12 protein-coding genes and 2 tRNA genes are annotated in these 14,745 nt (G+C 41.0%); 4 read left to right on the forward strand and 10 right to left on the reverse strand.

The window, feature by feature from the left end:
- Positions 1 to 163: 163 nt before the first annotated feature.
- The 3 genes from MMU05_RS20880 to MMU05_RS20890 all read left to right on the forward strand — a co-directional run bounded on the left by MMU05_RS20880 (position 164) and on the right by MMU05_RS20890 (position 788).
- A tRNA-Glu gene (locus MMU05_RS20880) sits at positions 164 to 238 on the forward strand.
- A 40-nt stretch (positions 239 to 278) separates the two neighbouring features.
- Positions 279 to 350: transfer RNA gene (locus MMU05_RS20885), tRNA-Glu, on the forward strand.
- Positions 351 to 563: 213 nt separating this feature from the next.
- Complete coding sequence (locus MMU05_RS20890) at positions 564 to 788, forward strand: hypothetical protein (RefSeq protein ID WP_241143599.1); 225 nt, start codon at positions 564 to 566, stop codon at positions 786 to 788.
- A gap of 46 nt (positions 789 to 834) precedes the next feature.
- On the opposite strand, the gene MMU05_RS20895 is transcribed toward MMU05_RS20890, so the two are convergent.
- The 4 genes from MMU05_RS20895 to MMU05_RS20910 form a co-directional block, all read right to left on the reverse strand.
- Positions 835 to 3,039: a B12-binding domain-containing radical SAM protein gene (locus MMU05_RS20895; RefSeq protein ID WP_241143600.1), complete on the reverse strand. Its 2,205-nt coding sequence runs from the start codon at positions 3,037 to 3,039 to the stop codon at positions 835 to 837.
- A gap of 367 nt (positions 3,040 to 3,406) precedes the next feature.
- Complete coding sequence (locus tag MMU05_RS20900; RefSeq protein WP_241143601.1) at positions 3,407 to 5,287, reverse strand: CocE/NonD family hydrolase; 1,881 nt, start codon at positions 5,285 to 5,287, stop codon at positions 3,407 to 3,409.
- A gap of 100 nt (positions 5,288 to 5,387) precedes the next feature.
- A complete protein-coding gene (locus MMU05_RS20905; RefSeq protein WP_241143602.1) occupies positions 5,388 to 5,981 on the reverse strand; it encodes a hypothetical protein in 594 nt (197 codons plus the stop codon).
- Positions 5,982 to 6,045: 64 nt separating this feature from the next.
- On the reverse strand, positions 6,046 to 6,651 hold the full coding sequence (locus MMU05_RS20910) for a hypothetical protein (protein ID WP_241143603.1): 606 nt from the start codon (positions 6,649 to 6,651) through the stop codon (positions 6,046 to 6,048).
- A 395-nt stretch (positions 6,652 to 7,046) separates the two neighbouring features.
- Between MMU05_RS20910 and MMU05_RS20915 the strand changes: the two genes are divergently transcribed.
- Positions 7,047 to 7,664, forward strand: a complete 618-nt coding sequence (locus tag MMU05_RS20915) for a hypothetical protein (RefSeq protein WP_241143604.1) — start codon at positions 7,047 to 7,049, stop codon at positions 7,662 to 7,664.
- 58 nt (positions 7,665 to 7,722) lie between these two features.
- Here MMU05_RS20915 and MMU05_RS20920 read toward each other — a convergent pair whose 3' ends face one another.
- From MMU05_RS20920 to MMU05_RS20945, 6 genes are all read right to left on the reverse strand, one after another.
- Positions 7,723 to 8,532, reverse strand: a complete 810-nt coding sequence (locus MMU05_RS20920) for an SDR family NAD(P)-dependent oxidoreductase (RefSeq protein WP_241143605.1) — start codon at positions 8,530 to 8,532, stop codon at positions 7,723 to 7,725.
- Positions 8,529 to 9,518, reverse strand: a complete 990-nt coding sequence (locus tag MMU05_RS20925; protein WP_241143606.1) for an NAD-dependent epimerase/dehydratase family protein — start codon at positions 9,516 to 9,518, stop codon at positions 8,529 to 8,531. The genes MMU05_RS20920 and MMU05_RS20925 overlap by 4 nt, the downstream gene beginning before the upstream one ends.
- 270 nt (positions 9,519 to 9,788) lie before the next feature.
- Positions 9,789 to 12,269: an ATP-dependent helicase HrpB gene (gene hrpB / locus MMU05_RS20930; protein WP_241143607.1), complete on the reverse strand. Its 2,481-nt coding sequence runs from the start codon at positions 12,267 to 12,269 to the stop codon at positions 9,789 to 9,791.
- A 94-nt stretch (positions 12,270 to 12,363) separates the two neighbouring features.
- On the reverse strand, positions 12,364 to 12,876 hold the full coding sequence (locus MMU05_RS20935) for a DUF2911 domain-containing protein (protein WP_418884485.1): 513 nt from the start codon (positions 12,874 to 12,876) through the stop codon (positions 12,364 to 12,366).
- A 67-nt stretch (positions 12,877 to 12,943) separates the two neighbouring features.
- Positions 12,944 to 14,089 carry a Gfo/Idh/MocA family protein gene (locus MMU05_RS20940; RefSeq protein ID WP_241143609.1) on the reverse strand — a complete coding sequence of 382 codons (1,146 nt, stop codon included), beginning with the start codon at positions 14,087 to 14,089 and terminating at the stop codon, positions 12,944 to 12,946.
- 210 nt (positions 14,090 to 14,299) lie between these two features.
- Positions 14,300 to 14,743: a hypothetical protein gene (locus tag MMU05_RS20945; RefSeq protein WP_241143610.1), complete on the reverse strand. Its 444-nt coding sequence runs from the start codon at positions 14,741 to 14,743 to the stop codon at positions 14,300 to 14,302.
- Positions 14,744 to 14,745: the final 2 nt, after the last annotated feature.

Here is a 14,745-nt window from a genome sequence, read left to right on the forward strand (position 1 = left end):
CGAAAGTAAGGATTTGCGGGGAAAGGCTTCCAATAATTTTTCAGGTTAATTATCAATGTTTTGACTACCAAAACCAAATATTTTTTTGTCTTGTTTTGCATTCTTATTTAAACCCGCTATATTTGCAACACCTTTCAAAAAAGAGGTCAAAACCCATCAAAATGGTCGATTCGTCTAGGGGTTAGGACGTATCCCTTTCACGGATAAAACACGGGTTCGATTCCCGTATCGACTACCAAAACACTGGAAAAATCCAGTGTTTTCTTTTTGAACTGCATGGTCGATTCGTCTAGGGGTTAGGACGTATCCCTTTCACGGATAAAACACGGGTTCGATTCCCGTATCGACTACAACAAATTGATGTTTTTCATCTTTCGGATTGCATATGAGAGTATGCATGAAGAGTTTGTTTTATGGTTGTTAGTGGTTAAAGTGAATGAAAACCCGGTCTTTTAGGCCGGGTTTTTCTTTTTATATCTTTTGTTTTTTTTCCGTCATCGCGGGGTTAAATTGTTTATAACAAAAAGGAATAATTTTCCTAATTTAGTTTTAAATACAAAGACATGGACATTAAAGCTGAACGTGAATTGATTATAAGGGAACTTCAGGAGGTTGAAGACATTTCATTGCTAAAAGCGATTAAAGCTGTGCTGCACTATGGGATGAAAAATGAAGGGAGAATTAGCATTGAGCAATACAACCATGAGCTACTTGAAGCCGAAAAGGAAATCGATTCTGTGGATTTTACCACTCATGAAGAACTTAAAAGCCAAATGAAACAGTGGTGAAAAACAGAATTATAGAGTTTTTTTCTTGTTTAAAAAACTTTTCAACTCAAACCAACACCAATCCATACTCCAACAGCGACCTCCAAACCTTAGAACCCAAAAACCGGTCAAAATCCCCCAAGTTTGCTGCCACGTATTTCTCTTCAAACTCTGAAAAAGTCATCTCTTTTTTCCCAAGTTTGGGTGTGATATCCCGAAGGATTGTTTCCAGCCATTCTCCCTCTTCCTGCCTTACCAAAATTTCTTCGGTTCCATTCTTATTTTCGATTACCAAAGGCCACAATTCTGTTTTCTTACCTTTTTTCACAAAAGCCGTTCTTTCCAGTTCCGGTTCATTTCCCAACCAAATCAATTTGGCATTGGGTTTCAGGACATTGCCTGTTTCAATCTGAATGGCATTGTGGATGAAATTGGCAGAAACGGATGTTTTTGGGATTTTGAAATCAAACCATTCCTGTAGCGGAAACTCAAAACAAATACCATGCATGTAATTGAAAAGGGCTTTTTTGAGGCCTTCGCTGAAAAGTTCATGGTCAGCCCCAATGGGATCCTCATGACTCAGGTCGTTGTCGGCAAACAGGCCTTTTTCAGGTCCGGTACGGACAACTTTAAACGCACCAGGATCAATACCTATCGGTGCATGGGAAGTCATTGCAAACAAATGCCAAAATCCGGATTGCAGGATATTGTTCATGAAGAGTTGTCTGACCATCTCCAAGCTGTCAACGGTCTCTTGGGCAGTCTGCGTCGGAAAACCATACATCAAGTAAGCATGGACCATCACGCCCGATTCTGTGAAATTCCTTGCCACACGTGCTACTTGGGATACGGTGACACCCTTTTGCATCATCTGCAGCAACCTGTCTGAGGCCACTTCCAAACCCCCAGAAACGGCAATACAGCCCGAGGCTTTCAGCAACCTGCACAAATCATAAGTAAATCTTTCCTCAAAACGGATATTGGTCCACCAGGTGATTTTGAGGTTTCTCTTCAGGATTTCGATGGCCAATTCTCGCATCAGGGCAGGAGGGGCCGCTTCGTCCACAAAGTGAAAGCCCGTTTCTCCTGTCTGTGCAATCAATTCCTCAATCCGGTCACAGATGATAGTGGCACTGATAGGCTCGTAATTTTTGATATAATCCAAGGTCACATCGCAGAAGGAACATTTCTTCCAATAGCAACCATGTGCCATCGTCAGCTTGTTCCACCGCCCATCCGACCAAAGGCGGTGCATGGGATTGGCAATCTCGATGACAGATAGGTATTTGTTCAATGGCAATCCGGAATAATCAGGCGTTCCTGTTTGGCTGAAAGGGATGTCGGTATTTTTAGCGCCATTGAGATAGGAAACTTTTCCGTCGACCAAGGAAAAGGTTCTTTTGAGTTGGTCCAGACTTCTTTCTCCATCCAAATGCTCCAATAGGCAGGTGAGAGGCCTTTCCCCATCATCCAAAGTGATAAAATCCACATAGTTGAATACCCGGGGTTCATTGATTGACCGGAGTTCAGTATTGGGATAACCGCCACCCATAGCGACTTTGATGTGGGGATAATTGGTTTTGATGAATTTTCCACAACGCAAGGCACCGTAAAGATTTCCGGGGAAAGGAACCGAAAGGCATACAAAATAAGGATCGGTTTCTTGGATCAGTTTTTCCAATTCCTCCAATAAAAACTGATTGGTAAAAGATTCGGGACCTTCCAATGCTTCATTCAAAGCATCAAATGAAGTAGCCGACCTTCCTAACCGCTCTGCATATCGGCTAAACCCAAAGTGCGGATCCAAAGCCTCGCTGATCAAATCCCCGATATCCTCTAAGTACAAAGTGGCGAAATGCCTTGCTTTGTCTTGGATGCCCATTGTCCCAAATGCCCAATCCAAATCATCCAATTGGTCAAAGCGGGAGGCCTGTGGCAGGAAGTCACCGTCACAGATATTATAGGCCAAAGTGGGATTGTCAAATTGTAAAAAGCGGATGACAGGATCAATGGTATGCAGGTAGTCTTTCTGTAGTTTGACTATCCTTTGGATGTTAATAGAATAGTTTTTAACTCCTTTATTTTCAATAGATTGAAATAATTTGGTTAAACCTTCTTTTGAAAAAATTCTCAGGATTACTTTGATACCTAAGTCACTTTGAAATGCCGTTTTTCCTAACGTATTCAAATACCCTTTGATATAGGCAGTTGCCGGGTAGGGGGTATTGAGTTGGGTAAATGGAGGGGTGAGGAGGAGGATGGACTTTGACACAGGGATAAACTTTACTTCAAATTTCGCTAAATTTTAGGGATAAGCATGAAGGTTTCAAAAATATCCTGTGAAGCCTCAACTAAAAAAGGCACAAGAGAAGTTCATCTTTTGTGCCTTTTTTCATTTCTCATGGTTCAACCCATTCAGAATTATTCAATCTTAATTCAATGTCGTTTTGTTAGGGGGATTCGATAAACTTTTCCAAAGTTCGGAATGGATGTTTTAAGATTTTCATGGTCTGACCCCAACTTTGGAAAAGGTTTTTATAAAGCAAAAGCTTATCTAAACGACATTGAATCTTAATTCTTCATTTAATCTCTCCTTTTGTTGCTCCGTAAATCGTACCTCGTAATTCGAATTTCCAAAATCATTTTTTCATAATAGGAAGACTGATATAGCTCGGATATTTAGAAGAATGATGGATCTGATTGGTAGCGATGACGCCTTCTGTTTCATCATAATTATTGCCCCCGGTATTCATATTTCTGTCAAACCTTGGGAAATTGGAACTGGAAACCTCTATACGAATACGGTGACCTTTTTCGAAGTAGTTGGAAGTAGACATCGGAGTAAGGTTGACCTGATAGACCTTCCCTTTTTCCATAAACACTTCCTTCTCATAACCTTCCCTGTAACGCACCCTTTGGATGGTTTCATCCAGATTATATGCTTTTCCATCGGGATAGACATCAATCAGCTTGATGGTCAAGTCTGTGTCTTTCACATCAGTGGACAGATACAGGGTAGACTCGATAAATCCGCTGACTTCCATTCCCTCTGCCAACACTTCAGAAGTGTAGACCAAAATATCTTCCCGCAGTTCCATTTCCTGTTGGTCAAAAGAACCTCCCTGCACCGCATTGCCGGTACAGCAGACATTGCCTCCGTAGGAAGTCACAGCGTTCATGGGGTCATATTTGAAAGTATCAGGGTTGTCTTTTCCAGGTTTTTTGTTGGTCAAAACCCCATCACCATTTCTGGTATTGGCTTTGCCGCTGCTATTCAGGTAATAAGTCGTCATTTGGGCTTCTTTGGGTGGCCAAGTATCCGAGGTTTGCCATTTGTTGGAGCCCATCGTAAAATAGGTCACTTTGGGCATTTCCTTTTTGGCATTGCCTTCATCCCCTTTAAGCCAATGGTCAAACCACGCATACGTCATGTCATTGTAAGGAAGTCGCGCATCACCCATGCTTCTTTCACCCACAATGGTATTTTCAGTTGCTCGGGTAAAAGAACAATGAAGAGTAGGGGCAATCACCAGATATTGGTTATCCCTCACTTTTGGATCCTTGGCATTGGCCCTGATATGGTTGTACATCGCTAGGTTTGGACTCGTGGAGACATCATACCAAGAAACAAACCAATAAGCAGGCTTTTCAAACTCCATGTTGTCATGGTACAATCCGCCCTCATACCATTTTGGATCGTTAGGCTTTCGGGTAATCATTTCCTCATAAATCCCCTGAGGTCCATTCACATTTTTGATGATATCCTGCACCGGCAGGTGACTCAAAGCGTCTTTCCAATCCACTTTGGGATATCGTGGCGCCATGTCATAGAACTTTTGCAAACGCAACAAATCTTCCTGAGAAATTCCTTCAGGCAATTTTGGAGCCATTGGATCGTGCTGCGTGCCATATAGCCATGCTGTGAACAGCATCTGACCTGCACCGCCGCGGTACCAGTTTCCCTGCTCATAATAATCACCGATCCTGCCAACTCCTGCGCCAAACGCCTGCGGCACCAAGGCCACATGGGCAGGATGATTTAAGGAGGCGACCGCCATCTGCCATTCCGCAGTGGAAGAACAGCCGATAGTCCCGATTTTTTGATTGCTCCAAGGCTGTGCGGCCATCCAGGTAAAGGCATCATACCCATCCGTTAGCGGCGTACCGAGGATATCCCATTCTCCCTCGGAGAAGAACCTACCGCGTTCATTTTGGACCACATAGGCATAGCCGCGCTTTACCGCTTCTAGAGCAGTTTGAAGGCTGCGTTCCTGCAATTCCCCGTCTCGGTAAGCATTGAAATTGTAGGGAGTCCTTGAAAAAATAATCGGAACGGGCTGTTGCGTTTTGGGTCTATAGATGTCCGTGGCCAACCTTACACCATCCCGCATGGGCATCATGACTTTTTGGTCGATGATGGCAATAGCCTCGAGTTGCTCCAATATTGATTTATCCTGTGCATAACTGCCTGAACCAAGCAACAGGAAAACCAGCAGAAAGAAGAAATATTTTCTTTTCATTGTGATTTGAATTTTCTAGATGAAGATTCAAATTAATCAAAAAGTCGATCCGACCTTAAAAAGTTATTCAAAAGGAAATACTTAATCGAAAAATCAAAAGTTATTTCTTTTTAAAGGTTTCAAAAAAAGGGGTTCTTCCTTTTTTCCGCTTTTCACGCTCCCTCTTCCTTCTTTTTTTATCCTGTTCCTTGCTTTTGACCAAGACCATCCTGGCGGAAATACCCACCTGACTGCGGTAAAATTCTTCCCTGCCTGAAAGGTTGAAATTAGGCTTGTAATCAATAGATATCACCGTATTGGCTAATGTCATTTCAACCCCACCAATCAGGTCTACGCCAGTCGTGGGATTGCCATAAGTATGAATGATTTGGTTTGTTTCGGGGACTTTGAGGAAACTTTCCTCCCAACCTGAGGACACACCCGCACCAAGATAATAATTGAAACGCTTTGAAATGATTGGTTTGTGCCTTTGCACCATCAAATGCAAGGTTGTGTTTCTGTCAAAGTCTGATTGGATGATTCCCTCTAAAGTTACATGTTTGAATACACGCTGCTGTCCGGACAAGCCAATGGTCCGGCCATTGGAGTTGTTGCCCATCCTGAGGCCCAAGGCAGTTCCATACCTTTGGGCAAATCCTTCCTGAAGAAAAAAACATTGGATGAAAATAAGGAAAGCCAAACTGTACCGAATCATAGGGTTGATTTTAGTGATCTAAATAAGCTCCAATTATTGTTCCAAATAATTGGAAATGGCCTCATTACCAATCTTCATCTTGGTTTTTATTTCCCAAGTTATCGCTGTCTTCCAAAAATTGCATTACAAATTCTCTGTTGTTTTCATCCACCCAGATTTTGGTTTGGCAAATAGACCTGTAGGCTTTTTCAAGGTTTTCGAGTGTAGCAGAGGGGATATGGACAGGGATTTTGAATATTCTAGGATCTGATTTTTCAAAAGGAGCAGCTTTTTTACTCTGGAAAAAGTAGGGAAATAGGGTAGGGGAACAGCCGAACGCAATCAGGTCCACCCTCTTATCCTCAAAATAAGTTTGAAGCCTTTCATTGATATTTTCAAAAAAATCAAGGGTTTCCTGTAGCCTCACCCTTGAGCCTGCCCTTGACTTTCCTTTGGTCTTCAAATGTTTGATTTGGCTTTTACCTTGTTTTTTCCTCACCATGTACGCCCGGAATACCTTGTGGTCCATCAATTGAAAATTTTCATAAAAAGCTACTGCGGCAATTCCTGACTTGATGGAAATGATTACCTGGTTTTGAAAATCCTGCCTCTGAAGTTTATAAGTAGCCTCAGAAAATCGGGTATGAATAGAATGCCTGATTTTTAATTCATAGGGTAGATTGGTGTTCACACCATATATAATTTTTTTATTAGGATCATAGGTGATAGAAAAAGTAGATGGTTTACAAAAATCAATCATTTTATTTACTTGTTCATCACCAATTTTAACCCAACGCATAATTTTTTTCTCTTTAGTAATGATAATGGTCTAATTTTTGTAACTTACATACATAAAAAATGCGATTATTTCATTTTGGTCGAATGCAGTAATTGCTTTAGTGAATTCTCAAGTCAATATTGATTAGGAAAGAAAGTAAAGTTACCAAACAGCCCAATATACCAATAAAACCCTTGGTGTCCGGTCATAAAAAATATTTACAAATTTCCTTAACATAAACATTATTTAAAAGTTTATACTATGACCAAACATTAATCGTTTTACATAATAAAAAATCGGAATAATCCATGAAAATCAAAGAGATGATATTGCTGCATGAAGAATTCTTAGCTGACTTCGGTTTCAGTCTAGAAAAGAAACAGTTGCATTATTCAAAATCGATCAATCAGGGAAAGCAAATTATATTTTTTCACCATACCCACTTCAATGATGCTTCTTACCTAGAGTATCATTTGGGACTAAGGTTTGATTTGGTAGAAAACATTATCCATAAATTTTTACCAACTCTCGGAGATTATAAAGACAGAAGCATCACTTTGGTGGAGACATTGGACAAGATTGACCCGAAGATGCCAAAAAGATATTTTTTAGAGAATGACATGGAAATCCATCCCGTCATTGAAAAAGTAGAGGAATTTATGGTAAAAGATGGATTTCCTTGGATGGATCAATATTCCAAAGGCATTAAACTGGAAAGGTTCTTCAACGAAGATCCTGATAAAAACATTGTCACCCAGAATTTCACTTACAGGTCATCTAGGGGGATTGCATTGGCAAAACTCTATAACCCCACAAAGTATAAAGAAGTCCGGGACATATATTTGGCCAAAATGGATGAAATGCAGGTGACACCGTTCACCGTGGCTTGTTTTCTCAATCTCTTGGCTTATTTAGATAATCTTTGACCTAAATACCTTGGTCATTTATTAGTTCAAATTCCTACGAACAGCCTTAATCTTATTTCTATACCCTTTGCAGGGTGGATTGGGCTTTGAAAATCCTTACGTTAGTGTTTTTTACCAATCGATACTTTACGAAGTCGGGTAAGAATTTTGAAAATAAAAAATAGAACCTCATCAATCGGCCGGGTATGATCTGATTCTTTTTTTGGAGACATTTTTGGATGGCATAGGAGGCAACAAATTCGGGATCAAGGATACTCAATTTAGAAATTGTATTCAATTGTTGACATTTTCTGAAGTGACTGATATTGGAATTTATTCCACCCGGAGAAAGTACACTGACATGTACATTTGTATTTTCCAGTTCATGCTGTAGACTTTTTGAAAAGTAATAGACAAATGATTTCGTAGCTCCATATACCTGTTTGTAAGCTCCTTCAAAGTGGGCGATTATTGAACTTACATTAATGATAAACGCCGTATCTTGAGCTTGGAGGACATCAAGCAAACCATGTGTGATCATGGCTGTCGCCTTGATGTTCAGCTGTATCATTCGGTTGAAGGTGGTAAAGTTTTCATTTGTAAAAAGATAATTCCCACCAACACCCGCATTGTTAATCAGGAAAGAAATGGGGTAATTCTTTGATTTGACATGATCAAGTAATTGAATACAACTTTGGTCATCAGTTAGATCCAACTCTAGATAATCCACAAAAACTCCGAAATTTGAATTGATAAGGCTACATAACGATGGCAAACCTGTATCAGGCAAGGCTACCAAAAAAAGGTCCATACCTCTTTTTGCTGATTCTATGGCAAAGGATTTCCCCAACCCTTCACTTGCCCCTGTAATCATTACAAAGTGTTTCATCGGTCTTCTGATTGGGATAAAAATCGGATGGTTGTTTCAATCGCCTCCTCAAAAGGTGTAATGCGATACCCGAGTTGTGAGATTGCCTTGGAGCAGTCAAAAGCGGAGTTTTGACCTAACCGCTTGACCAAATCAGGAGTGATTCTTGGCTCGATTCCAAACCGATCTGCCAAAAATTGGGAAAACATCGAATAATAAGACAGAGGCCAAACAGGGATTTTCAAAATCAATCCGTTTTTGTTTACCCGATTTTTTATTGCCTCAAACAGTTCTCCCAATGTCTTGTTTTCCCCTCCAAGGATATATTTTTCTCCAATTGCTCCTTTATCTCTAGCCAAAATATGTCCGTTGATGATATCATCGATAAATCCATAATTTCCGATAACCCTGCTTTGCTTTGGAATGACTGCAAATCCTTTTTTGATGAAACCAATTATGATCCTGTTGACTCCAGAACTTGGGGAGGCTATCCCCGGGCCAAAAATCCTTGATGGCATGACAATCAAGCCCGGAAACCCGTTAGCAACATGTTTCAACAATTCCTTGTCTGCCAATGATTTGCTGATTTCATAATCGTTGTTGAAACTGCTCCATCTTGGGGTTTCCTCATTGTTAGGAAGGTTCAGCGAAGGCCCGATGGTACCTGTTGAACTTGTCAGGATAAATTTTGAAACGTTCAGTTCTTGAGAAATACGGATGACATTTGAGGTCCCACCCACATTTATCTTATAAAAATCATCCGAATCCCTGGACCAAACTCTTGCCAAGGCAGCAACATGGAAAACAGCGTTACAGCCTTCCATGGCTGCCTTGATGCTGGTATCATCCAAAACATCGCCAAAAAAAACCTTGATATTAGGATGCCCCAAGGTCTTGACAGCCTTGGGGTTTCGGATCAAGGCGTGGACTTTTTCACCATTTTTGGCAAGCTTCATTGCCAGCCTCTGCCCCAAATACCCCGATGCTCCTGTGATAAAAGATTTCATACTATTGGTTTTAAGAATTCCGATATTGAAACCAAGTTACCCCACATAGAATTATAACCGAAATTGATTTTAAATTTTAATGCGTTTAGAAAACGGATTTGACCCAATAACTCCAAAAATATCAGAAAAGTGGGCAATTAGACTCTGCTAACTCGAATAAACACAGAGGATAAGGGTATTTTGAGAAAATAACTCAGAGCATTTGCAATTAATGCGCTTGGAAAAAAAATAACTTGAAGAATTCTCAAATCAGGTTATGAAATTTGCTGTCTATTTTCGCTTTACCCCACGGACTGCTTCTGCTTGTAAAGGTTCCTCAGGCCAGGAATGCTTGGGGTACCTTCTCTTAAGCTCTTTCTTTACCTCAAAATAAGTATTCATCCAAAAACTTCTCAGATCGGAAGTGACTTGTACAGGTTTGAATCCAGGAGATAAAAGATGGAGCAAAAGGGGGGTTTTTCCACTATTGATTGTCGGCGTATCAAGCCAACCAAATACTTCCTGCAGCCTTACTGCCAAAACCGGCTTTTCTCCTGAATCAAAATACTGGATCGCTATGAGGCTTCCGCTAGGTACAGTTAATTTTTTGGGAGCAATTTCACCGAGAAGTCTTTGTTGGTCAAAGTCAAGGCTGTTGTGCAAAATATCCACCAGGTTCAACTTAAATAGATCTTCGGCTTTCCTGACTCCTGCCAAATATGGACGCAACCATTGTCCGGCATTTTCCAAGAGATTGGAAGTATTGAAATCAGGCCAATTTTGATCTTTATTCCATATTCTTAAAGAATTTACCCGGTTTTGGAGTTGTGTAGTGGCTTCATTAAAATCCAGCAAAACCATACCTTCGGTCCTGATAGCCTCCAATATGGCTGTGGATTTTTCGTCTTCCGAGATGACTTTGAGCGGCGTTGATTTTAGAATGATTGATCCTAGACAAAGGTTGGTTACCGCTTGTAGTTCCCCGTTTCTTTTGTCCCATTTGATGATCTTTTTTTCTTTGACCATGGGTAGCAGGTCCTTGGGATTCAATGGAGAAGCCAAAAATATTTTTCCGATTCCATCTCTTGCATCCACATGGGATACAGCTAGCCAAGATTCATGGGCAAGGTCATCCCGATGGCCCATGGCAACAATTTTTCCGTTGGCAAGCTGAAACTGGGCATTATTTCCCGGGCGGGAATAGGCAATTCTTTCAGGATATGCATAAGCAATCAAAAGTCCTGTTTCAAAAGGATCAACAAACCCATTTTCTGCTTCAATCTGAAGCATTTTGCGGTATTGGCGCGCTATTTTTTCAATTTTATTGATTCCTTTTATGGAAATGTCTTCTTTTCGGGCTCTCCTCAATGCTTCCAATCGCAGGTTGATATCTACACCAACTCCAGCTTCTAAAGGATCTCTTTCCTCCAACAAAGCGGCAATGTCACATGCAAGGCCCGATTTGTTGATTTTCTCTGCCATGAGAAGCATATGTGCAATTCTCGGATGGGCAGGAATGGCATGAATTTTTTTCCCATGGGAGGTGATTTTACCTGCTTCCAAAGCATTGATTTCATGAAGTAAATCGAAAGCCTGGGAAAGATGCCCTGTCGGAGGCGGAGTAAGCCATGTCAAAAACTGTATGTCTTTCGTTCCCCATTGGACCATATCCAAGACCAAAAATGCCAAATCTGCCTCAAGTATCTCTGGGGTTCTGTATTCTGCCATAAGGGAATGGGTGTGACGAGACCACATCCTATAACAAACCCCCGGACCAAGTCTTCCCGCCCTTCCTGATCGCTGGTCTGCGGAATCTTTGGAAATTCTGATCGTTTCCAACTTTGAAAGGCCGGTTCTTGGGTTAAATTTTGAAGTACGCCCAAATCCCGAATCCACCACTACTTCAATTCCCTCTATAGTTAAACTGGTTTCTGCAATGGAGGTGGCTAAGACCACTTTTCTTTTGCCATGCTTATTGGGAAAAATAGCCTGATGCTGTGCCTGTGGGCTGAGCAAGCCATATAATGGATGGATGGAAAAACCCGGCAATAGCTTCCTCAATATTGATTCTGTATCCTTGATTTCTCCCTGACCCGGTAAAAAAGCCAATATGTCTCCACCGTGTTTTTTTGAAGCTTCAATTATGGTTTTTGAAACCATCTCAGACAAAAGACCCAAATCGATATCACCCACATAAAATTGCTCAACGGGGTAAGATTTACCTTCACTTTTGACTGCAGGTGCCTTGAGCAAATTTGTCAATTGGGGCATATCCAAAGTAGCTGACATGACCAAAATCCTCAGATCAGGTCTCAGTACCTGCTGGACTTCCCTACACAACGCCATGGCAATGTCCGCATGGATGTTTCTTTCATGAAACTCGTCAAAAATCACCATTCCCACCTCTTCCAACGCATTGTCAGCATGAAGCATCCTTGTCAAAATCCCTTCGGTGACGACCTCAATCCTCGTTTTGGAGGAAATCTGACTTTCAAATCTGATCCGGTATCCGATGGTTTCTCCGACATTTTCTCCGATCAGGTCCGACATCCTCCAAGCAATTGTTTTGGCCGCCAACCTTCTAGGTTCAAGCATCAATATCTTTTTGCCTCCCAAAAAATTTTCATCCAATAAAACCAAAGGCAAAAGAGTACTCTTGCCCGCTCCGGGAGGGGCATTGACGATCAGGGTGTTGTTCGAATCGAGGAGGGATTTTACTTCAGGAATGATGTCCTTTACAGGAAGATCAATGGAGTGGTAGTCGAATTTCAAAATAAAGGTTTTGGTGTAAAGGTAAAAAAATACCGCTGTTTCTTGATTTTCTCAATTCTTGACCCAGCGGTATGTTTACAAACAGAATTATTTTCTATTCAATTTTGGCTGAGGCTTTGCGATATTCCCAACGGATCTCAAAGCTGTCAGCTTTCACTTCATATACCAATCTTTCTTCCAATGTGGAAGTTTGGATGGAAGAAACCTCAACTCTCAAAGCATCTTTGCTTTGATCGTATTTGTATGCACCCCATTGTTTGGCTTCCTTGTTGAAAACGAAAGTTGAAGTGGTTTCACCGGGAATGATGAAGAAACTGTATTTTCCTGCCGGAAGTGTCTGACCTTGTACTTTGATATCTTTAGAGGTTTCAAAAGTGGTCGCATCATCTGCACCTGCTCTCCACACTTGACCGACCGGAACTAAATCCCCCCAGATTACCCTTCCTTTTACAGCAGGGCTACCGTAGTTGATGGTGATTTTAGAACCTTTAATTGTTCCTTCTGCAGTTTTTGCAGGACTTGCTTTTTCTTGTGCAATCGCAACAATTGACATCATTGCAAGTAACATGGTCAAAAAGCCAAATCTTTTTAAATTCATTTTTTTCATGGTTTAAAATGTAGTAAATATTTGATGGTTTAACTTTTGCAGTCTTATTTTGGTTGTAAAAACTTTGTTAAATCTTGACCCAAGCCTGCTTTCTATGACTTTCGATGATCCTTTCGCAGATCAAAAGCTCCCGTAATCCATCAGCAAATGTTGGGAAACTTGGTTTTTCAGGCTGCTTTCCTTCCCTTACCGCTGCATATACTTCTTTGAACATTTGCTTGGAGGTATCAGGAAATCCTTCATTGTGCCCTCCAGGAAAGCTGACCAAAGCGGAAGCCTCTTTAGCGAGTAGGGAAGGGTCTTTCATTAAATGATGGTTGGCAGTTTCCCTTTTACCGATCCACAGTTCATTGGGTCTTTCTGAACACCATTCAAAATTTGCTTTCGAACCTGAAATTTCAATATTGAGCCTGTTTTTCCGCCCCGCATTGACTTGGCTTACCGTCACTGATCCTTTGTTTCCGTTGTCAAATCTTAACAAGACACTCGCATGGTCTTCAGTGTTGATTGGCACTTCCGCATAATCAGAGGGTTCAAGCATTTTCCCTGAATAGGTTTCAATGGCTTTCAATGGCTTTAGCCTTGTCTTATGCACCGTGGAGAAATCAGCCATGACTTCAGTTACTTTTAGGCCTGTGACATACTCAGTGATATCCAAAAGGTGGGAACCAATATCAGCGATTGCCCTGGAATCACCTGATTTGTCCGGTTCCAATCTCCAATTGTAATCAGTCTGCAGAAACAACCAATCCTGAAGATAAGAACCCATCACACTGTAAACCTCACCCAAATCGCCGTTTTCCCTCATTGTTTTCATCTGACGGACAAGCGGATAGTAACGAAGGTTGAAATGGACAGCATTTACCAAGCCTTTTTCTTTGGCCAATGCGACCAATTCTTCCGCTTCCTCTATTTTCGTTGCCAGGGGTTTTTCACATACCACATGTTTTCCGGCCAACAATGCGGCCTTTGATTGAGAAAAATGCAAGAAGTTTGGCGTACATATGTGGACTACATCAATTTCCGGCTGCTTGAGCATTTCCTCAAAAGTGTAGGCATTAGGAATTCCGAGTTGGATTGCTTTTTCTTTGGCCAATTCGATGTTTACCTCGCACAGTGCCGTGACCTCGATATTCGGTAATCTTCTCAGAGCTTCTAAGTGGGCAGGGCCAATAAATCCTGTACCAACAATGGCTGTTTTTATTTTTTTCATTGGTTAAATTGGTTTGAAATCGGAATTAAAGATAGGGGCAAGATTCTTATTTTAAAAAAATAGAAAACAAAAAGTCAATCCTAGCAAGGTGAAAATGGCCTAAAATGAAAAAAGGCCACTGCAGTAGCTGCAGTGGACCTCTTCACCAATTATGAATAGATAAAAAAATTAGCCAAAGTCAATGTTTTGGATGGGGTAATCAGAGTCTATTTAAATTATTATCATTATCACAGATGCAAAGGCTGTCAAAATACCTAAAATCCGAAATGTCTTTGCCAAAAAGCCCCTAAATTCAAAGGCCTGCTGTTCTTCAATACTTCCAAATGTGATGCCTCCATTTCGATCGGAATGATAAAAGGCATAGATGTCAGTTTCAAAATTGTTCTTGTGGGCAAAAACCAATAAAGTAACTGAAAGGATTATAGTAATATAAAGGAGTTGGGATTTGTTGATTTCCATCGTAAACCCTGAGTTGTCACCAAAAAACGGAAATAAACCGGCCTCACTGAACTCCTTCGTCTCCGCCTGTAGTTTCACTTCATTTATCTGTTTGGAGTTTTTTGGAAGAGTCTCTTCATTTGCCAAAAGACTTTGGGACATAAACATGAAGCAAACCATCAAAAAAGCAAATGTGCTTATAAGGACTTTTTTCATTT

It is taken from the genome of Cognataquiflexum rubidum, assembly GCF_022538115.1.
GTDB lineage: Bacteria > Bacteroidota > Bacteroidia > Cytophagales > Cyclobacteriaceae > Cognataquiflexum > Cognataquiflexum rubidum.

Bases quoted from the DNA above. Each gene is read 5' to 3' on its own strand.
- MMU05_RS20915 (WP_241143604.1), top strand. From the start codon at position 7,047: ATGAAAATCAAAGAGATGATATTGCTGCATGAAGAATTCTTAGCTGAC.
- MMU05_RS20920 (WP_241143605.1), bottom strand. From the start codon at position 8,532: ATGAAACACTTTGTAATGATTACAGGGGCAAGTGAAGGGTTGGGGAAA.
- MMU05_RS20940 (WP_241143609.1), bottom strand. From the start codon at position 14,089: ATGAAAAAAATAAAAACAGCCATTGTTGGTACAGGATTTATTGGCCCT.
- MMU05_RS20945 (WP_241143610.1), bottom strand. From the start codon at position 14,743: ATGAAAAAAGTCCTTATAAGCACATTTGCTTTTTTGATGGTTTGCTTC.
- MMU05_RS20890 (WP_241143599.1), top strand. From the start codon at position 564: ATGGACATTAAAGCTGAACGTGAATTGATTATAAGGGAACTTCAGGAG.
- MMU05_RS20935 (WP_418884485.1), bottom strand. From the start codon at position 12,876: ATGAAAAAAATGAATTTAAAAAGATTTGGCTTTTTGACCATGTTACTT.
- MMU05_RS20925 (WP_241143606.1), bottom strand. From the start codon at position 9,518: ATGAAATCTTTTATCACAGGAGCATCGGGGTATTTGGGGCAGAGGCTG.
- MMU05_RS20900 (WP_241143601.1), bottom strand. From the start codon at position 5,287: ATGAAAAGAAAATATTTCTTCTTTCTGCTGGTTTTCCTGTTGCTTGGT.
- MMU05_RS20905 (WP_241143602.1), bottom strand. From the start codon at position 5,981: ATGATTCGGTACAGTTTGGCTTTCCTTATTTTCATCCAATGTTTTTTT.